The sequence below is a fragment of the Haloarcula sp. KBTZ06 genome, assembly GCF_048595605.1.
Taxonomy (GTDB): Archaea; Halobacteriota; Halobacteria; order Halobacteriales; family Haloarculaceae; genus Haloarcula; species Haloarcula hispanica.
Window position 1 is genome coordinate 1,546,297 of record NZ_CP184337.1, and the last position, 17,739, is coordinate 1,564,035.

Annotated in this window: 17 protein-coding genes and 1 tRNA gene; 8 read left to right on the plus strand and 10 right to left on the minus strand. The window is 64.2% G+C overall.

What is annotated here, in order from left to right:
* Positions 1 to 3 precede the first annotated feature (3 nt).
* Positions 4 to 891, plus strand: a complete 888-nt coding sequence (locus ACNO8S_RS08015) for a succinate dehydrogenase/fumarate reductase iron-sulfur subunit (protein WP_129755225.1) — start codon at positions 4 to 6, stop codon at positions 889 to 891.
* A 262-nt stretch (positions 892 to 1,153) separates the two neighbouring features.
* Here the strand turns inward: ACNO8S_RS08015 and ACNO8S_RS08020 are convergent, their stop codons facing one another.
* The 4 genes from ACNO8S_RS08020 to ACNO8S_RS08035 form a co-directional block, all read right to left on the minus strand.
* Positions 1,154 to 1,441, minus strand: a complete 288-nt coding sequence (locus tag ACNO8S_RS08020; protein ID WP_050038155.1) for a hypothetical protein — start codon at positions 1,439 to 1,441, stop codon at positions 1,154 to 1,156.
* Between the two features lie 15 nt (positions 1,442 to 1,456).
* Positions 1,457 to 2,002 carry a DoxX family protein gene (locus tag ACNO8S_RS08025; protein ID WP_151146016.1) on the minus strand — a complete coding sequence of 182 codons (546 nt, stop codon included), beginning with the start codon at positions 2,000 to 2,002 and terminating at the stop codon, positions 1,457 to 1,459.
* Positions 2,003 to 2,456: 454 nt separating this feature from the next.
* Positions 2,457 to 2,675 (minus strand): ketopantoate reductase C-terminal domain-containing protein, encoded by a 219-nt coding sequence (locus ACNO8S_RS08030; RefSeq protein WP_420182777.1) that lies wholly within the window; start codon positions 2,673 to 2,675, stop codon positions 2,457 to 2,459.
* 94 nt (positions 2,676 to 2,769) lie between these two features.
* On the minus strand, positions 2,770 to 4,119 hold the full coding sequence (locus tag ACNO8S_RS08035) for a PAS domain S-box protein (RefSeq protein WP_420182778.1): 1,350 nt from the start codon (positions 4,117 to 4,119) through the stop codon (positions 2,770 to 2,772).
* 249 nt (positions 4,120 to 4,368) lie between these two features.
* On the opposite strand from ACNO8S_RS08035, the gene ACNO8S_RS08040 reads away from it, so the two are divergent.
* The gene (locus ACNO8S_RS08040; RefSeq protein WP_014040516.1) at positions 4,369 to 6,195 is read left to right on the plus strand and encodes an FAD-binding protein; all 1,827 of its coding nucleotides are present in this window, start codon (positions 4,369 to 4,371) and stop codon (positions 6,193 to 6,195) included.
* Positions 6,196 to 6,234: 39 nt separating this feature from the next.
* Here the strand turns inward: ACNO8S_RS08040 and ACNO8S_RS08045 are convergent, their stop codons facing one another.
* Positions 6,235 to 6,555 carry a cupin domain-containing protein gene (locus ACNO8S_RS08045; protein WP_014040517.1) on the minus strand — a complete coding sequence of 107 codons (321 nt, stop codon included), beginning with the start codon at positions 6,553 to 6,555 and terminating at the stop codon, positions 6,235 to 6,237.
* Between the two features lie 214 nt (positions 6,556 to 6,769).
* On the opposite strand from ACNO8S_RS08045, the gene ACNO8S_RS08050 reads away from it, so the two are divergent.
* Positions 6,770 to 6,871 (plus strand) — tRNA-OTHER (locus ACNO8S_RS08050).
* Between the two features lie 362 nt (positions 6,872 to 7,233).
* Here ACNO8S_RS08050 and ACNO8S_RS08055 read toward each other — a convergent pair.
* Positions 7,234 to 7,458 carry a DUF7385 family protein gene (locus ACNO8S_RS08055; protein WP_004592515.1) on the minus strand — a complete coding sequence of 75 codons (225 nt, stop codon included), beginning with the start codon at positions 7,456 to 7,458 and terminating at the stop codon, positions 7,234 to 7,236.
* 86 nt (positions 7,459 to 7,544) lie between these two features.
* Between ACNO8S_RS08055 and ACNO8S_RS08060 the strand changes: the two genes are divergently transcribed.
* The 4 genes from ACNO8S_RS08060 (at position 7,545) to ACNO8S_RS08075 (ending at position 11,586) form a co-directional block, all read left to right on the plus strand.
* Positions 7,545 to 8,585 (plus strand): nicotinate-nucleotide--dimethylbenzimidazole phosphoribosyltransferase, encoded by a 1,041-nt coding sequence (locus ACNO8S_RS08060; RefSeq protein WP_420181770.1) that lies wholly within the window; start codon positions 7,545 to 7,547, stop codon positions 8,583 to 8,585.
* A 2-nt stretch (positions 8,586 to 8,587) separates the two neighbouring features.
* Positions 8,588 to 9,907: a cobyrinic acid a,c-diamide synthase gene (locus tag ACNO8S_RS08065; RefSeq protein WP_420181771.1), complete on the plus strand. Its 1,320-nt coding sequence runs from the start codon at positions 8,588 to 8,590 to the stop codon at positions 9,905 to 9,907.
* Positions 9,908 to 9,979: 72 nt separating this feature from the next.
* Positions 9,980 to 10,789: a diadenylate cyclase DacZ gene (gene dacZ, locus ACNO8S_RS08070; RefSeq protein WP_004960990.1), complete on the plus strand. Its 810-nt coding sequence runs from the start codon at positions 9,980 to 9,982 to the stop codon at positions 10,787 to 10,789.
* Between the two features lie 2 nt (positions 10,790 to 10,791).
* Entirely contained in the window at positions 10,792 to 11,586 is a 795-nt protein-coding gene (locus tag ACNO8S_RS08075) for a mechanosensitive ion channel domain-containing protein (RefSeq protein WP_004960988.1), read from the plus strand.
* Between the two features lie 6 nt (positions 11,587 to 11,592).
* Here the strand turns inward: ACNO8S_RS08075 and ACNO8S_RS08080 are convergent, their stop codons facing one another.
* The 4 genes from ACNO8S_RS08080 to ACNO8S_RS08095 all read right to left on the minus strand — a co-directional run bounded on the left by ACNO8S_RS08080 (position 11,593) and on the right by ACNO8S_RS08095 (position 15,476).
* On the minus strand, positions 11,593 to 12,141 hold the full coding sequence (locus ACNO8S_RS08080) for an acyltransferase (RefSeq protein WP_175055171.1): 549 nt from the start codon (positions 12,139 to 12,141) through the stop codon (positions 11,593 to 11,595).
* 20 nt (positions 12,142 to 12,161) lie between these two features.
* The gene (locus tag ACNO8S_RS08085; protein WP_420181772.1) at positions 12,162 to 13,658 is read right to left on the minus strand and encodes a TrkH family potassium uptake protein; all 1,497 of its coding nucleotides are present in this window, start codon (positions 13,656 to 13,658) and stop codon (positions 12,162 to 12,164) included.
* Positions 13,659 to 13,716: 58 nt separating this feature from the next.
* Positions 13,717 to 15,069 (minus strand): phosphoribosylamine--glycine ligase, encoded by a 1,353-nt coding sequence (purD, locus tag ACNO8S_RS08090; protein ID WP_050038162.1) that lies wholly within the window; start codon positions 15,067 to 15,069, stop codon positions 13,717 to 13,719.
* An 80-nt stretch (positions 15,070 to 15,149) separates the two neighbouring features.
* Positions 15,150 to 15,476 carry a hypothetical protein gene (locus ACNO8S_RS08095; protein ID WP_014040523.1) on the minus strand — a complete coding sequence of 109 codons (327 nt, stop codon included), beginning with the start codon at positions 15,474 to 15,476 and terminating at the stop codon, positions 15,150 to 15,152.
* 107 nt (positions 15,477 to 15,583) lie between these two features.
* Here ACNO8S_RS08095 and ACNO8S_RS08100 point away from each other — a divergent pair, with 107 nt between their 5' ends.
* The gene (locus ACNO8S_RS08100) at positions 15,584 to 17,737 is read left to right on the plus strand and encodes a thioredoxin domain-containing protein (protein WP_420181773.1); all 2,154 of its coding nucleotides are present in this window, start codon (positions 15,584 to 15,586) and stop codon (positions 17,735 to 17,737) included.
* Positions 17,738 to 17,739: the final 2 nt, after the last annotated feature.

A 17,739-nucleotide genomic window follows, 5' to 3' on the forward strand; every position in this document is an offset into this window, starting at 1 on the left:
ACTATGAGTACGCAAATCGAACAACAGGAAACCGAGACGGAGGCCGACGAAGAGACAGAGCCCGAGGTCCAGTCCCCGGGCGACCGTCGGCGCGCACAGCGAGACGAACGACAGGCACAGGAGCAGGCCCAGCGGGAAGTCGAAGAGGAGACGCTCGACGACGAGGACACGATTACGCTGAAAGTGTTCCGTTACGACCCCGAAGTCGAGGGGAAGCAGGAACCTCGCTTCGACGACTTCAGCGTGCCGTTCCACAAGGGGATGACCATCCTCGATGCGCTCATCTACGCGCGGGACCACTACGACTCCTCGCTGACCTTCCGACACTCCTGTCGACAGGCTGTCTGTGGGTCGGACGCCCTGTTCGTCAACGGCAGGCAGCGCCTCGGCTGCAAGACGCAGATCTCCGAGCTTGAGGACCCGGTCCGCATCGAGCCGCTCCCCCATCAGGAGGTCGTGAAGGACCTCGTTGTCGATATGGAGCACTTCTACGACCAGATGGAGGCCGTCGAGCCGTACTTCGACGCCGACGAGACGCCGGACGACAAGCTCGAAGAGCAGCGCCAGACCCGGGAGAACCGCGAGAAGGTCAAGATGTCCACGCGGTGTATCTGGTGTGGCGCGTGCATGTCCTCGTGTAACATCGCCGCCGGCGACAACGAGTACCTCGGCCCCGCCGCCATCAACAAGGCCTACCGCTTCGCGATGGACGAGCGCGAGGGCGAGAACCGCAAGCAGGAGCGCCTGCGCATCATCGAACAAGAACACGGCGTCTGGCGCTGCCAGACCCAGTTCTCCTGTACCGAAGTGTGTCCGAAGGACATCCCGCTAACCGAGCATATCCAGGAGCTCAAGCGGGAAGCGGTCAAGAACAACCTGAAGTTCTGGTGACTTCAGCGTAGTATACCCGATACGCTACTTCTGCCGTGCTCCGCTGATCGAACGAACCGATGACGGGCAGAGGGTTGTGACCTCGGGGACACCCGCCCTGAAACCGTTCGTGTACGAGCACAGGTGTTCGGTACGCCCCAGTTGCCTCTCCCGATTGAGACTACTAGCGGCCGCGAAGACAGTTCTGACACCTGAAGCACAGTGTGAGACGATGTCTACGAAACCATCTCTCGGATTCGAAAGCGAAGGAAAGTTGCTGGGGCTACTCGGCCTGCCCAGCACGTATGTCTGGCTGAGCGGTGCCGGGAACGCGTCCGCCAACGGCCACCTTGTAGATGGCGTAGACGGCCCAGATGAGAAACCCCAGGAGGATGATATACGACCGGATCTCGAGCGGAACGAGGGCATCGTGCACGACTTGCCCCTCGCCGGAGACGGGGTGGGTACTCCCCAGGAACATTTCCACGAGGCCGATACCAACCGTACCGAGAAGCACGAGGCCGCCGCCGACGTACATAGCGATCTTGTCTGCTGTAGTAAGGTCACTCATATTTTGGCACCTCCATTAGCCGATGAGGTACTGAAGCCGCGGGTGGTTCTTGACGAACTCGGTGTTCTGCAGGTACGCGTCGATGCCGAGGACGCGCCCGGCACCGAGGGTGGCAATCATCCCGAAGATGAGAATGCCCAGCAACTCGCCCGTGACGACGCCGTGAGACCAGGCACCGGTCTCGCCGTTGATGAAGTAGAAGAACACCATCATGAACGCGCCGAAGAACGCTGCTGTCCGGGTGAGCGCCCCGAAAACCAGTCCCAGGCCGATCAGCACCTGACCGATCGGGACCGCGACGTTGGTGAACGCCAGTCCGGCGCCACTACTGAACAGAGTGACGATGGGACCGAGACTCGTTCCCTGGGCGGCGCCACCAACGAACCAGCTTGCGTCGAACGGCCAGCTAGCGAGTTTGTCGAGGCCGGCGTGTAACAGCCACCAGCCGCCGACCAGCCGCATAATGACCAGCCAGTAGGCCAGCCACGGTTGTGACACGCTGAACGTGACGTCTTGCCCGAGCATCCGGGTTTGAATATTGGTGAGGTCGCTGGTTGCCATATGTTTCCACACTATTTGGTAACATGGTTATATGTATTCAATTTTTGCCTATACGATGAGTGTCAAAAACCCGTTTAACACGTCGGTATTAAACGAAGAGATACCTGCACCACCAACAGCTGTGCCTACGGGGCCAGTCGAGACACCAGTCCCACCAGCGGAGACACTGATTCTCGGCGCGAATTAGAGAGAACAGACGAGTGCAACCCCGAATCGTGGTGGGTGGGCGCATCACACCACATCCCAGTATCGAAGGCACGGGGAACCGCCCACCGCCGGTGTCCGAGTGTACCGAACCGGCCGCAGTCCCACAGGTCGACCGACTCCGAGCGGTAACGCTACGTACAGCGACAGGTGCCGGGGCGGTGGGCCACCAGTTCGGTGCGGACCGCCCCCAGCTCTCACAGTCACCTGTGTGCAGGTGTACTGCTTTGCGGTCAGCGGACCCCGCGACTCAGTCGCTCCCGTCGGCCCACGGCGGCAGAATCGCGGTCAGGGCCTCGTTCAGCGGGACCGCGACGCCAACATCGTCGGCGTGGCGGACGACCGAGCCGTTGAGCGCGTCGAGTTCCATGGGCTTGTCGTGGGTCAGGTCGTAGTCGAGCGAGGAGTACATCCCCGGGTCGAGGTCCTCGGCGAAGTCGAGCCACTCCGAGACCGTATCGTCGGGCAAGTCGAGAGACAGAGTTTCATACTCCGTATAGCTACAGCGAACCGGGTGAAATGGGCTTGGGCGGCGACCACAGCCGTCAAACGCAAAAGCGTACTCAGTTATCGCGGCAGATGAACTCGAATCGCGCACCGCCGCTTTCGCTGTCAGTCGCGATGACCTCCCAGTTGTGTGCGTCGACGATCTGTTCGACGATGCAGAGGCCGAATCCGGTCCCCTCATCGGCCGTCGAGTAGCCGGGTTCGAACAGGTCCGCGGTGCCGTCGGAAAAGCCCGTCCCGTCGTCCGTGACGTAGAACCCCCACGATTCCGTCCCGACAGTGACAGTCACGTCGTCGCCACCGTGTTCGATAGCGTTCCGAAAGAGGTTCTCGAGTAGTTCCAGCATCGCCCCCTCGTCGGCTTTGATGCTGTCGGCGGCCTCAGTTTCCAGCGTCGCGTCCTGTGTGTCGACCATCGACCAGGCCCGTTGCGAGAGGGTGCTGAGGTCGACTGTCTCGATCTCCTCCGGGTCGACGCCCTGTTTGGCGAGCACGAGCAAGTCGTCGATGAGCGTGTACATCCGGTCGATGCTCCGTTCGGCGCGCTCGAAGTGCGCGTCTTCCCCTGTCTCACGCGCGAGTTCGAGCGAGCCATCGAGGACGTCCAGCGGGTTCCGTAGGTCGTGACTAATCGCGTCCGAGAACCGCTCGAGGCGCTGGTTCTGTCGCTCGAGTTCCTGTTCGCGCTGTTTCCGCTCGGAGATGTCGCGAGTCGTCACGACGACGTGGTCTTCCAGCGGGCCGCTCTCGACCTGCTGGCCGCGGGACTCCGCCCAGATCCAGTCGCCGTCTGCGTGGCGATAGCGGTGCTCGATGACGGCGATATACCCCGGGTCGTCTATCATCCGGCCGAACTCGGTGAGGGCGTTCGAGAGGTCGTCCGGATGCACGTACTCAAAGAGGTCTGAGTCCTGCATCTCGTCTTGCTCGTAGCCGAGGACGCGTTCCACGGACGGACTGATGTACTCGACATTGCCTTGCTCGTCGAACACAGTGAGCACGTCGGAGGTATGCGTGACGAACTGGCGAAACTGGGCTTCGAAGCGCGGTCGGTCGCTGACGTCGCGGGAGGTGAACACCCGGCAATCGCGGTCTGTCTCGGTGTCTGATGAGACGATGGTTTCGAGCCAGACCCAGTCGCCATCGGCGTTCCGGAACCGGTACTCGGCCCCGTCGTCCTCCCGTTCGCCCGTAAGCGTGGCGAGGACGCGATCCGTATCCTCCGGGTGGACGAGATCCAGCCAGTTCGTGCCGACGAGCGACTCCATATCGTACCCTAACACGCGTTCGATCGCTGGGCTCACAAACCGTATTATCAGTTCTCCATCAGTAACTGTCAGTACTGAGGGTGCCTCGGCTAACACCGCTTCGAAGTCATCAGTTGACGTGAGATACTGGTCTGGCATCAGGTTTGAGACGGGTCAGCGCCCGTAGTGGGACTATCCGTCGGGTCTAGTATCAGTAGTTGGTTCCTAAGTATTCACAGCGCGTGATATAATTCCATCGGATAGGTCAAGAATTCAGTCTCCCTGACAAGACATCCCGATACCAGGAGCGGGATGCAACCCACTAGTGGAGCCATACTCGGTAACGCAACAGGGAGGCTTAAGTTTGGCTAATCCTAAGCCGAAACCACGCCAAGAGACACTCTCACAATGTACGAACACGATGTCATCGTGGTCGGCGCGGGTGGCGCTGGCCTCAGGGCGGCTATTGCAGCGGACGAAGAGGGTGCAGATGTGGCCCTCGTGACCAAGCTCCATCCAGTTCGGAGCCACACAGGTGCCGCGGAGGGTGGAATCAACGCCGCCCTTCAGGAAGGGGACTCCTGGGACCTCCACGCGTACGACACGATGAAGGGGTCCGACTACCTCGGCGACGCCCCTGCCATCGACACCTTCGCCAAGGACGCTCCGGAAGAGGTCATCCAGCTCGAACACTGGGGGATGCCCTTCTCCCGCGAGGACGACGGCCGCGTCTCACAGCGTCCCTTCGGCGGTCTCTCCTATCCGCGGACGACGTACGCCGGTGCCGAGACCGGTCACCACCTGCTGCACACGATGTACGAGCAGGCGGTCAAGCGCGGCATCGAGGTGTACGACGAGTGGTACGTGACCCAGCTCGCGGTCACCGACCACGACGACCCCGAGGACCGCGTCTGTCACGGCTGTGTCGCCTACGATATCAAGTCCGGCGAGATTCAGGGCTTCCGCGCGAACAACGGCGTGATTCTCGCAACCGGGGGCCTGGGCCAGGCCTTCGACCACACCACGAACGCCGTCGCCAACACCGGCGACGGCTGTGCGATGGCCTACCGCGCCGGCGTCCCGATGGAGGACATGGAGATGATCCAGTTCCACCCGACCACGCTGCCGTCCACGGGCGTCCTCATTTCTGAGGGGGTTCGCGGTGAGGGTGGTATCCTCTACAACGACAACGAGGAGCGGTTCATGTTCGAGCACGGCTACGCCAACAACGAGGGGGAACTGGCCTCCCGCGACGTGGTCGCTCGTGCCGAACTGACCGAGGTCAACGAGGGCCGCGGGGTCGAAGACGAGTACGTCGACCTCGACATGCGCCACCTCGGGGAGGAACGCATCCTCGACCGTCTTGAGAACATCCTCCACCTCGCGGAGGACTTCGAGGGCGTCGACGGCCTCGACGAGCCGATGCCGGTCAAGCCCGGCCAGCACTACGCCATGGGCGGCATCGAGTGCGACGAGAACGGCGAGACGTGCATCGACGGCCTCTACGCGGCCGGCGAGACCGCGTGTGTCTCGCTGCACGGTGCGAACCGGCTCGGGGGCAACGCCCTGCCGGAACTACTCGTGTTCGGTGCCCGCGCCGGCCATCACGCCGCCGGCAAGGACATGAAGACCGCCGAAATCCAGACCGGCCCCTCCGCCAAGAGCGAGCCCGGCGACGTGGAGCCGCCGGTCGAACCCGGTGCCATCGACGCCGGCAGCGACGACGTCGCCGCCGACGGAGCGGCTGTCGAGCCAAAGGCGGTCCTCGAAAGCACCGTCGAGCAGGAGCGCCAGCGCGTCGAGGACCTCATCGAATCCGACGGCATCAACCACGCCGAGGTCCGCGCGGACGTGCAGGAGACGATGACCGAGAACGTCAACGTGTTCCGGACCGAAGCGGGTCTGGAGAAGGCCCTTCAGGACCTCCGGACGGCGCGCAAGGAGTACGAGAACGTCGCCGTCGAAGACCCGTCCCGGACCTACAACACGGACCTCATCCACACTATCGAGACCCGCAACATCCTCGACGTGGCCGAGGCCATCACGCTCGGCGCGCTCGCACGCGAGGAGTTTCGTGGCGCACACTGGCGTGCGGAGCACCAGGAACGCAAGGACGACGAGTGGATCAAGCACACGATGCTTGCCTGGAACGAGGGTACCCCCGAACTCTACTACAAGCCCGTCATCCTCGAAGGCGACGAGGAGACCTACGAGCCGAAAGTCCGGTCGTACTGACGACCTGACCACCGGCGACGATATCTGTTTCTGCGAGTTTCAGGGTGCGCCGACGAGGACGAACGTGCTCTCGGTATCGCCGTTGTGAATCGTTCGCTCCGCCTCCGGCGGGAGTCTGATTGCGTCGCCCGCAGTGAGAGCCACGTCGTCGCCGTCAACCTCGACAGTCGCTTCTCCCTCGATAAGGACGTACACCTCCTCGTGGCCCTCGTCGGCGTGGTCGTGCGGTTTGCCGGTCCAGCCGGCCTCGCAATCCAGCACAGTGACGCCGACCTGCTCACAGTCCAGGGGGTCTCGGAGGAAGTGCATCGCATCGGCCACCGGTTCCACATCGGTGTAGTTGACTTTCGTGTAGCTCACAGACACAGGTGTCGCCGGCCAACACAAAATAAGTTGTTGTGGATTCGAAAGGAAAAGCTGCAGAGGCGGATACCGCTCCCGCTCTGGGCGTTGCCATTGGTGAGATACCGGATGAGCGACCGGCTCAACGGCACTCGAGTGTCGGCAGCGTTGACTGCGGAAACACCCGGAATCATCACTTACTTGGTTGTCAGGAGCGTATTGTAGATAGCTTGGAAGGGTGGCTCAGTGGTAGAGCGCTACCGACCAACATGCCAGAATCGGTTGGTAGTTACCCCGCAAAGGGCTCCGCGTGGTTCGACTCCCGCCCCTTCCATTTTCCGTCGGTTCGTCGTGAGCGGAGTAGCCGGCTCCGGGTGTGCCACACTGGCAAGTCGGATCTGACAGTTGAGCCGCCTGGAACTACCCCAGTAGGGTTGACTATAGCTATCGGGTACGAAAACCGTCGATGTGGAAGCCGACGCCTCACCGGAAGTGGAAAGGTAAGGAATGTGGGGGTGGGGGGTGGGGTGGTGCGGCACCAGTGTGGTGCCTATTGCGAAAAACGGGAGGAGATGTATAAAAATCCATTGCTGTGATTATCACAGTTGATATTGGGGTGAGATGCTGTTGCCGGATTCTACACTACTGGCGTAGAGAATTGGCGGAGGACCAACGAGATGACACCTGTCCCGGCAGTTACTTGTGGGTAAACAACACGACGTTCCCATCGTTGATAGTCGTACAGAGGTCCATCTCGAAATCGAGATTGAGGGAGGTGAACTCCTGCTTACAGACGACCATATCGTCGAACGGTTCTTCACAGGATGGACAGGCCACAGCCGTCGTGTTCTGGTAGGAAGCGATCGCCTCGTTGTCCTCACGCGGCGTCAACGACGAGAGGAGTTCGTCAAAATCGTCCATGTTCGGGGAACCGCGGGCGTACGGTATAAATCATGCGCCGCCCCAGCACCAAGGTATTAAAGTTCACTTGTAGTAATACAACTACAATGACGTCACCCGGTGGCGGAACACGCTTTGCGCTCGTCGCAGGAACGACCGAAACCGCGGGTCGGGCGGGGATTAGCGCCGCCGGAGCCGACCCCGAACTGATGTCGGTAACGCCCGCGGCAGACGCGGAGTTAGTGACCTACGGCACGCCAGTTCGGACGGACGTGACACCGGTCAGTCCCAGCGGCTGTCCGACGCCGGCGCTGGTGACACGAGCCGTCCGGGACGTCCTGGGATTTGACGTCACTGTGGTCGACGGCGGACTGGCCGAGAAAACGGGCGCGCCGACAGTCTCCGTCGGCGCACGCCCGGGAAAGGACATCGCGGAGCAGGACCCGGTGTCGACGGCCCACGGGGCGTTCGCGGCCGCCCGACAGCTCGGGCAGGCACTCCCGGCCGACGAACTGTATCTGGGCGAAACAATTCCCGGCGGGACGACGACAGCCCTCGGGGTCTTTCGAGCGCTGGGCGAACCGGGAATGGTCTCCTCGTCGCTGCCGGAGAACCCGACCGAACAGAAGGAGAAACTGGTCGCCGAGGGCCTCCAGGCCAGTTCGCTGTCACCGGGCGACGCCGCGAACGAACCGAAACGGGCCGTCCGCCGGATGGGTGACCCCGTCCTGGCAACGCTCGCTGGGCTGACCGCCGGAGCCGTCGAGAGCGATACCGCCGTAACGCTTGCCGGCGGCAGTCAGTGCGTCGCCGTCGCCGCGCTGGTCCGCCACGGCGGCTACGAGGGACCGCTTGGACTCGCGACGACGAGCTACGTGGCCGACGACGACAGCGCCGACGTGCGGGCGTCGGCTGACCGACTCGACCTCGACCTGACAGTAACGGACCCCGGCTTCGACCAGAGCGATCACGTCGCGATGGAGCGGTTCGTGGCCGGCGAGGCCAAGGAGGGGGTCGGCATGGGCGGCGCGCTGGCGCTCGCCGACCGCGCCGGCATCCCGATGGCGGAGGTCCGTGACCGCTTTGCGGCCATCTACGACGACCTGATTGGCGACGCGCCCACAGCAACGGCCGAGGAGAGGACGTGAACATGGAGGGGTTCGTTCTCGCCGGCACAAGCTCCGGCGTCGGCAAGACCGTTGCCACGCTGGCGACCTTGACAGCGCTCGAAGACGCCGGGTATCAGCCCCAGCCGGCCAAGGCTGGCCCGGACTTCATTGACCCGAGTCATCACGAAGCACTCGTCGACACACCGTCGCGGACGCTCGACCCCTGGCTTGCGGGCGAGGACGGGATGCGCCGGACCTACTGGCGCGGCACGGGCGATATCTGCATCGTGGAGGGCGTGATGGGGCTCTACGACGGGACGAAGACGTCGACGGCAGCGGTCGCCGAGGGGCTGGACCTCCCGGTCGTTCTGGTCGTCGATGCGAAAGCCGGCATGGAGAGCGTCGCCGCGACGGCGCTGGGGTTCGCGCAGTACGCCGACCGCATCGGTGTCGACATCGAGGTGGCTGGCATCCTCGCACAGCGCGCCCACGGCGGCCGACACGCCGACGGCATCAGGGACGCGCTCCCCGAGGGCCTCACCTACTTCGGTCGGATTCCGCCGATGTCGGACCTAGATATTCCGGACCGCCATCTCGGGCTACACATGGGCTCGGAGGCCGGGCTCGACCGCGACGCGCTCTCGACGGCGGCGGAGACCATCGATATCGAACAGCTGGTCGACGTGGCACGGGAGCCACCGGAAGTCGCGCCTCAGGGAAAGGACAGCGACGGCGTGGCGGCCGACCACCGAATCGCCGTCGCGCAGGACAGCGCGTTCTGTTTCATCTACCCCTCAGTACTCGAACGACTCCGGTCTGAGGCGTCCGTCGAGCCGTTCTCGCCGGTCGCCGGTGACTCAGTGCCTGATGCCGATGCGATATATCTGCCCGGCGGCTATCCAGAACTCCACGGCGAGTCGCTCGAAACCGGCGGGACACTCGACGAGATAGCCCGTCGTGCCGCCGACGGCGTCCCCGTCTACGGCGAGTGTGGCGGGCTGATGGCGCTGTCGGAGTCGCTGACGACGACCGACGGCGACACCTACGAGATGGCCGGGGTCCTCCCCGCGGACATCGAGATGCAGGACCGGTATCAGGCGCTTGACCACGTTGAGTTAGAAGCACGGACAGACACCGCCGTGGCCGCGTCCGGAGCGCACCGCCGCGGACACGAGTTTCACTACTCCGCTGCGGCCCTCGGCAGCGATGCGTCGTTCGCTTTCGACATGGTTCGGGGCGACGGTATCGACGGCGAACACGACGGCCTCACAGAATACAGCACCATCGGGACGTACTGTCATTGCCACGGCGAAAGTGGCGCGTTCGACCGTCTGCTTGCAGTGCCTTCGAAGGATATCTGACGTACGGCCCGCCGTCGGACGCGTGGCTGACTGCCCGCAACCTTTTTTTCGACAGACAGCGTCGTTCTGATAATGAACGAGTTGCGCGACCTGCTCGGAGACCTGGTCGCAGACGTCGACGCCGTGTTCCTGTTTTCCCCGAACGCGTCGTTCTTCGAGGAGTTCGACGACGTTGACGAGGAAATCGTCGTCGTCGGCCCGGAGAACACCCTCGATGCGGAGCCGTTCGTCGAACTACCGATCGACTTCACTGACCTCGAAGGCCGTCTCCGCTTTGGTATCGAGGGCGCACTGGAGCAGGGCATCGTCGACGAGGGCGACGAGGTGCTCTGTGTGACAGAGGTGCTGGACGGGGCCGAGAACACGCTCGTGCGGGTCCAGACCAACGACTTCTCGCCGTCCGGCGTGTACGACATGTTCGTCAACTCGCGGGCGGACGCGAGCGTCGTCCGGGACGTGTTCGAGGTCGCTATCGAACTGGGGAAGAAAGGCCAGAAGGGCAAGCCCGTCGGTGCCCTGTTCGTCGTCGGCGACGCCGGCAAGGTGATGAACAAGTCCCGGCCGCTGTCGTACAACCCCTTCGAGAAGTCCCACGTCCACGTCGGCGACCCCATCGTCAACGTGATGCTCAAGGAGTTCTCGCGGCTCGACGGCGCGTTTGTCATCTCCGACGCCGGCAAGATCGTCTCCGCGTACCGGTACCTCGAACCCTCCGCAGAGGGGGTCGACATCCCCAAGGGACTCGGCGCTCGGCACATGGCGGCTGGCGCGGTCACCCGTGACACCATGGCGACGGCTATCGTTCTCTCGGAGAGCGACGGGCTCGTACGGGCGTTCAAAGGCGGGGAGTTAGTCCTCGAGATCGATCCCGAGGAGTACTGAGGATGCAGTTTGGTTTCGACTGGGCAACCATCATCCGGCAGGTGTTCTCGCCACAGGGAACGTTCGTCTTTTCGCTCGTGGTACTGGCGTTTGGCATCGTGCTCGGCTATCTCGTCTGGCGCTCGTCCCGGCGGTTCATGCGCGAACTCGGTGTGCCAGAGGCAGTTGAGGGGACACCGTTCGAGCGGACGGCGCGGGGACTCGGCACATCAACTGTCGGCATCGTCTCGAACCTGGCGGCGCTGTTTATCTACATTACGACGGTCACCGCCGTCCTCAACATCGCGCAACTGACAGACCCGGAACTGTACTGGGCCCGCTTCACGTCGTTCCTACCTGACCTGTTTATCGCCCTGTTCGCCGTCATCATCGGCCTCATCGCGGGCGACAAGGCCAAGCTCATCGTCTCCGAGCGACTGCGCAGCGTCAAGATGCCCGAGGCGACGGTGCTGCCCGAACTCGTCAAGTACAGTATCTTCTATCTGGCAGTACTCATCGCACTCGGGCAACTGGGCGTCGAGACGCTCGCCCTGCTCATTCTCCTCGGGGCGTACGCGTTCGGGCTGGTGTTCGTCTGTGGACTGGCACTGAAGGACATCCTGCAGGCCGGTGCAGCCGGTCTTTACCTCCTGTTGACAGAGCCATACAGCATCGGGGACGAAATTGTCATCGGTGACCAGAGCGGCATCGTGCAAGAAGTCGACATCCTCGTCACGCGTATCGAGAGCGACGGCGAGGAGTACATCATCCCGAACAAGCGCGTGTTCAACACGGGTATCGTCCGTATTCGCGGCTAAGTGAGGTTACGCTTCTTCGGTTGTCTCGTCGTCCGCGCCCAGCGGTTCGGCCGGGACGCCAGCAACGGTCGTCTCTGGCGGCACGTCGGCAGTCACGAGCGAGTTCGCGGCGACCTGTGCGCCCGGGCCGATTTCGACGCCGGGAAGCACAATCGCGCCCGCACCAATCATGGCCCGTTCGCCGACAACGACTTCGCCAGTGCGGTACTCGTCCTGCAGGAACTCGTGACACAGCAGCGTCGCGTCGTAGCCGATGATAGCGTGGTCCTCGACGGTGATGAGTTCCGGCCAGAACACGTCCGGCGTTGACTCCAAGCCCCACGCGACGCCGTCGCCGACAGTGACACCGAGTCGCGAGAGCAGCCAGTTCTTCAGTCGGAGGCTCGGCGAGATGCGACAGACGAGGATGACGACGTAGTTGACCATCACCCGGAGCGGGTGTTTGGCGTCAGGCCACGGGAACAGGGAATTGTGCGGGCCGGGCGTCGGGTGCTGGCGCAGTCGGTCGTGTCGTGGACCACTCACGTCCGTCGTGTACGGGGCCGCGATAATCAAACCCGTCGGCTCGCCGGCGGTCACCGCGTCCAGAACGTCGGCGTCAGCATCACCAGCACGGGGACGATTTCGATTCGGCCGACCCACATCAGCAGTATCATCAGCACCTTGCTCGACTGGGCGAATCCCCCGTAGGTCCCGTAGGGGCCGGCCTGCCCGAACGCCGGACCGATGTTGAAGAACATCGACGCGGCGGCGCTGAGGGCCTCGAACTCGGTTATCGGTGCGCCCGCCCGCTCGCCGTCGGCCACGAGCAGGACAGTACCGAGTATGAAAAACACCAGCGCGACCAGCGTGTACGCATACACGTCGCGGACGGTGTCCTCGTCGACGATTTCCCGTCCCAGTCGGACCGGGCGGACACTCCAACGGTGGGCCGAAACGTTCAGGTCCCGCCAGAAGGACTTGGTGACGATGAGCCAGCGCAGCGTCTTGATAGAGCAGGTGGTGCTCCCGGCCATCCCGCCGATGAACATCATCACGAAGAGGACGTTCTTTGCGCCGGCCGACCAGGTGTTGAAATCCGTTGAGGCGTAGCCCGTCGTCGTGACGATGGCGGCGGTCTGGAAGACGGCGTGGCGAACCGTCGCCCCGACGCCACCGGTGAATCCCTGATCGAGCACGAGTAGGCCGCCGATGAGCAGGGTGCCGACCCCGAGAATCCCCACGTAGAAGTGGAACTCCTCGCTCTGCCGGAGTCGGTCAGTGTCGCCCCGAACGAGCGCGTACAGCAGGACGAAGTTCGTTGCGCCGACGATCATGAACAGCGTCACCGCCCACTGGACGGGCGGGGAGAACGCGCCGATGCTCTCGGCCCGTGGGGAGAAGCCGGCCGTCGCGATGGCGGTGAACGCATGAGCAATCGCGTCGAAGAGGGTCATCTTCGGGGCGAGGCCGCTCACTCCCAGCGCGAACAGAATAGCCGCCGCAGCAGCTGTTAGACCGAGATACAGCAACCCCAGGATGCGCGCCGTATCCTCGATGCCGGGCGTAAGCTTTGTCACATTCTCGGTCCGCGTCTCCGTCTCCATGAGCTGTGCGCCGGCGACCGAGAGCCGCGAGAGCACGGCCGTCGCGAGCAACAGGACGCCGAGGCCGCCGAGCCACTGGAGGACCTGCCGCCACATCAGCAGTGCCTGCGAGTGGGCGTCGAAGTCCCGGATAACGGTCGCGCCCGTGGTGGTGATGCCGCTCATTCCCTCGAACAGCGCGTTGACGGGGGTGGCGAAGACGCCGGTCCCCTCAAGGAACAGCGGTATCGCGCCGACCACGGCGATGGACAGCCAGGCCAACGACACCGTCAGGAACGCCTCGCGGTCGTCGATGCGCTTGCGCTGGAGGCGAGCGAGCGCTGTGCCGACGCCCAGCGTAATCGCTATCGTGACGAGATACGGTAGCGGCGACTCACCGTACAACACAGCCACCAGTGCGGGAATCACCAGCGGAACGGCCAACCACTGCAAAATCGCACCGAGAACGTTCAGCGACGACCGCACGTCGACAGTGGTCAGTGCCAAGGGCGTTCACCGCCCGGCGATTTTCCGGCGCGTGACCGCTGACGCTGCCACCACGCGCTCAGTCCGCGCCGCCGCGGATGTCGTTCATGTGGTCGATACGCTGCTGAACCAGGTCGGCCGTACCGATGTCGTGGCGGACCCGAAGCCCCTCCGTGCCGGCCCGTTGGAGTGATGCCTCAGCGATGGCCTCTGCGTCGCCAATCGTTTCGGCCAGGCCGACGACGGCGTAGGATCGCGACGTGGTCGTGTAGATGCCGTCCTCGCGGTCGTCGACGCTGGCGTAAAACAGCAGCGCCTCCGGAGCCGTCTCCGCGTCGTCGCCGGACTGCTCGCGGTGATCCTGAACGACTTCCGCGATGACATCGTCGTCAATGGTCACCTTCGCCCCGGCGTCGGGGTCGGTCGGGTAGCCGTCCGGGACGGCGTACTTACAGACGGTCGCCATCGGGCGGAAAGAGAGTTGCGGCAACGGCTCCTCGTCGCGGGCGGCAGTCAGCACGTCGAGGAAGTCCGTGTTGAGCACCGGCAGCGTGTTCATCGCCTCGGGGTCGCCGAAACGGGCGTTGAACTCCACGACGCGGGGCCCGGTCTCGGTGAGCATGAACTGGCCGTAGAGAACACCTTTGTAGCCCTCAAGCGCGTCGACGGTCGCCCGGAGCACGTCGACGGCGTCCATGTAGTCGTCCTCGTCCATGAACGGGAGGTGGAGGCTGGAGTCCGAATAGCTCCCCATCCCGCCGGTGTTCGGCCCCTCGTCGCCCTCGTAGGCGCGCTTGTGGTCCTGCACCGCCGGCGTGACGCGCAGTTGGCCGTTGGCGACAAAGGCCTGGACGGTGAACTCCTCGCCGACGAGGCGCTCCTCGAGGACGACGCGGTCGTAGTCGGAACTCCGGAGGTATTCCTTGGCCTCCGCGGCGGTACACTGGTCGCCGATGACACGGACGCCCTTGCCGCCGGTGAGGCCGGCGGGCTTGACCGCGAGGTCGCCGTCGTACTCGTCGATGTACTCGCAGGCGGCGTCCATGTCCTCGAACGTCTCGAAGTCCGGACAGCCGGGGATGTCGTGTTCCCGCATGAACCGCCGCTGGAACGCCTTGTCCGTCTCGATGCGAGCCTCCGCCTCCTGTGGCCCAAAGGTGTAGACGCCGGCGTCGTCCAGCGCGTCGGCGACCCCGGCTGCAAGGGCCGCTTCGGGTCCGATGACGGCGAGCGTCGCGTCGACCTCCTGGGCGTAGGTCGTCACTGCCGTCGGGTTTGTCGTGTCGAGTGCCTCGAAACCGTCGGCCAGTGCGACAATACCCGGGTTCCGGTTGCCGGCACAGGCGTACAGCTCCCCCGGTGAGTCCGCGAGCGAGCGCGCAATCGCGTGTTCCCGGCCGCCGCCACCCACGAGCAGCACTGTCTCTGTCATACTCGAAGGCCGGATTGGCTCTCACCTAAGTATTGTCTTTTCGGGGGTTCAGGGACGCCCTCGATGGCCCCGAAGCCGACTCACTCACGCTCTTGGAGGTCCTCGATAGCCGCCTCCTGCTCGCTCCGAGTGAGGCCGCCGGCCTCGGCGAAGCGGCCGTTGTACTGCCACTCAGGAATGGCGTCCCACGCCGACCCGTCATCGGTGTTGCCACCCCGTTTCCAGACCCACACCGTGGTCAGGGCGAGGCCCCCACCGATTGCCACACCGAACGACTGCAGGACAGTGAGCCCCAGCACGCTGAGCCCGGCGGCGACCACTGGGCCGAAAAAGAAGACTGTGACGACGGCGCCGACGAGAAACTGCCGCTTGCGACCCGACAGCGAGAGGGACACCGTCTTGCTCATGGCAAATGGTCATCATATCTACGCAAATTTCTTGTGATAACCTCGGTCCGAGAGAGACAGTCACGGAGGACACACCCCTTTTGAGTCCGGCACTCCGAGAGACAGGCATGAGCGACACGACGGACCCGACATCTCGCAATCGACTCGGCGAGGCGGAGAGCCCGTATCTCCGCCAGCACGCGGACAACCCCGTCAACTGGCAGCCCTGGGACGAGCAAGCCCTGGAGGCCGCCAAGGAACGGGACGTGCCTATCTTCCTCTCGATCGGCTACGCGGCGTGTCACTGGTGTCACGTCATGGAGGAGGAGAGCTTCGAGAACGAGGCCATCGCCGAGCAACTCAACGAGCACTTCGTCCCGATAAAGGTCGACCGCGAGGAGCGGCCGGACCTCGATTCGGTGTACATGAGCATCTGCCAGCAGGTGACCGGCGGCGGTGGCTGGCCGCTGTCGGCCTGGCTCACGCCCGAAGGCGAGCCGTTCTACGTCGGGACGTACTTCCCGCCGGAGGAGAAGCGCGGCCAGCCGGGCTTTGGCGACCTGCTCCAGCGGCTCGCCGACTCGTGGTCGGACCCCGAACAGCGCGAGGAGATGGAGAACCGCGCCCAGCAGTGGACCGAGGCCATCGAGAGCGACCTCGAAGCGACGCCGGCTGACCCTGAGGACCCCGCAGAGGACATCATTCAGACCGCCGGCACCATCGCCCACCGCGGCGCGGACCGGCAGGACGGCGGCTGGGGCTCCGGTGGCCCGAAGTTCCCCCAGAACGGGCGGCTCCATGCACTTCTGCGAGCCCACGCGGACGGCGGCCAAGAGGACTACCTGACCGTCGTCGAGGAGACGCTGGACGTGATGGCCGACCGGGGGCTGTACGACCACGTCGGCGGGGGCTTCCACCGCTACGCGACGGACCAGCAGTGGGCCGTCCCGCACTTCGAGAAGATGCTGTACGACAACGCCGAGATCCCGCGGGCCTTCCTCGCCGGCTACCAGGCCATCGGCTCGGAGCGCTACGCGTCGGTCGTGCGGGAGACCTTCGAGTTCGTTCAGCGCGAGCTGCAACACCCCGACGGGGGCTTTTTCAGCACGTTGGACGCCGAAAGTGTCCCACCTGAAGATTCGGATGGCGACAGCGAGGAAGGGCTGTTCTACGTCTGGACGCCCGAGCAGGTCCACGACGCCGTCGATGACGAGACTGACGCTGACATCTTCTGTGACTACTACGGCGTCACTGAGCCGGGCAACTTCGAGGGGGCGACGGTGCTCGCCGTCCGGAAGCCGGTGTCAGTGCTGGCCGAGGAGTACGAACAAAGCGAGGACGAAATCACGGCGAGCCTCCAGCGCGCACTGAACGAGACGTTCGAGGCCCGCGAAGAACGTCCGCGGCCGGCCCGCGACGAAAAGGTGCTGGCCGGCTGGAACGGTCTGATGATTCGGGCGTTCGCCGAGGGCGCGATTGTCCTCGATGACGCCTACGCCGACGTGGCCGCCGACGCCCTCTCGTTCGTTCGGGAGCACCTGTGGGACGCCGATGCGGAGCGACTCAATCGCCGCTACAAGGACGGCGACGTGGCCATCGACGGCTATCTGGAGGACTACGCGTTCCTCGGCCGCGGCGCGCTGACGCTGTTCGAGGCGACCGGCAACGTGGAGCACCTCGCGTTCGCGATGGACCTCGGCCAGGCCATCACCGAGGCGTTCTGGGACGACGACGAGGGCACGCTCTTTTTCACGCCGACCGGCGGCGAATCGCTGGTCGCGCGACCCCAGGAACTGACCGACCAGTCGACGCCCTCCAGCACCGGCGTCGCCGTCGACCTCCTGCTGTCGCTATCCCATTTCAGCGACGATGACCGCTTCGAGACGGTCGCAGAGCGGGTCATCCGCACCCACGCCGACCGCGTCTCCTCGAACCCGCTCCAGCACGCCTCGCTCACGCTAGCGACGGATACCTACGAGCAGGGTGCGCTGGAACTGACGCTGGTCGGCAATCAGCCCGATTATCCGAGCGAGTGGACGGAGACCCTCGCCGAGCGGTACGTCCCGCGCCGCCTGCTGGCTCACCGACCGGCCGACGAGGGCCGCTTCGAGCAGTGGCTCGACGCGCTCGAACTGGACGAGTCGCCGCCGATCTGGGCCGGCCGCGAGCCGGTCGACGATGAGCCGACGGTGTACGCCTGCCGGAACTTCGCCTGTTCGCCGCCGAAACACGACCTCGGGACGGCGTTAGACTGGGGCACAACGGCCGACGACGGAGAGTAGCC

Excerpts from the sequence above, each read along its gene's own strand:
- ACNO8S_RS08025 (WP_151146016.1), bottom strand. The coding sequence starts at position 2,002 with ATGGCAACCAGCGACCTCACCAATATTCAAACCCGGATGCTCGGGCAA.
- purD (WP_050038162.1), bottom strand. The coding sequence starts at position 15,069 with ATGACAGAGACAGTGCTGCTCGTGGGTGGCGGCGGCCGGGAACACGCG.
- dacZ (WP_004960990.1), top strand. The coding sequence starts at position 9,980 with ATGAACGAGTTGCGCGACCTGCTCGGAGACCTGGTCGCAGACGTCGAC.
- ACNO8S_RS08075 (WP_004960988.1), top strand. The coding sequence starts at position 10,792 with ATGCAGTTTGGTTTCGACTGGGCAACCATCATCCGGCAGGTGTTCTCG.
- ACNO8S_RS08095 (WP_014040523.1), bottom strand. The coding sequence starts at position 15,476 with ATGAGCAAGACGGTGTCCCTCTCGCTGTCGGGTCGCAAGCGGCAGTTT.
- ACNO8S_RS08015 (WP_129755225.1), top strand. The coding sequence starts at position 4 with ATGAGTACGCAAATCGAACAACAGGAAACCGAGACGGAGGCCGACGAA.
- ACNO8S_RS08100 (WP_420181773.1), top strand. The coding sequence starts at position 15,584 with ATGAGCGACACGACGGACCCGACATCTCGCAATCGACTCGGCGAGGCG.
- ACNO8S_RS08040 (WP_014040516.1), top strand. The coding sequence starts at position 4,369 with ATGTACGAACACGATGTCATCGTGGTCGGCGCGGGTGGCGCTGGCCTC.
- ACNO8S_RS08055 (WP_004592515.1), bottom strand. The coding sequence starts at position 7,458 with ATGGACGATTTTGACGAACTCCTCTCGTCGTTGACGCCGCGTGAGGAC.
- ACNO8S_RS08065 (WP_420181771.1), top strand. The coding sequence starts at position 8,588 with ATGGAGGGGTTCGTTCTCGCCGGCACAAGCTCCGGCGTCGGCAAGACC.
- ACNO8S_RS08020 (WP_050038155.1), bottom strand. The coding sequence starts at position 1,441 with ATGAGTGACCTTACTACAGCAGACAAGATCGCTATGTACGTCGGCGGC.
- ACNO8S_RS08060 (WP_420181770.1), top strand. The coding sequence starts at position 7,545 with ATGACGTCACCCGGTGGCGGAACACGCTTTGCGCTCGTCGCAGGAACG.
- ACNO8S_RS08035 (WP_420182778.1), bottom strand. The coding sequence starts at position 4,119 with ATGCCAGACCAGTATCTCACGTCAACTGATGACTTCGAAGCGGTGTTA.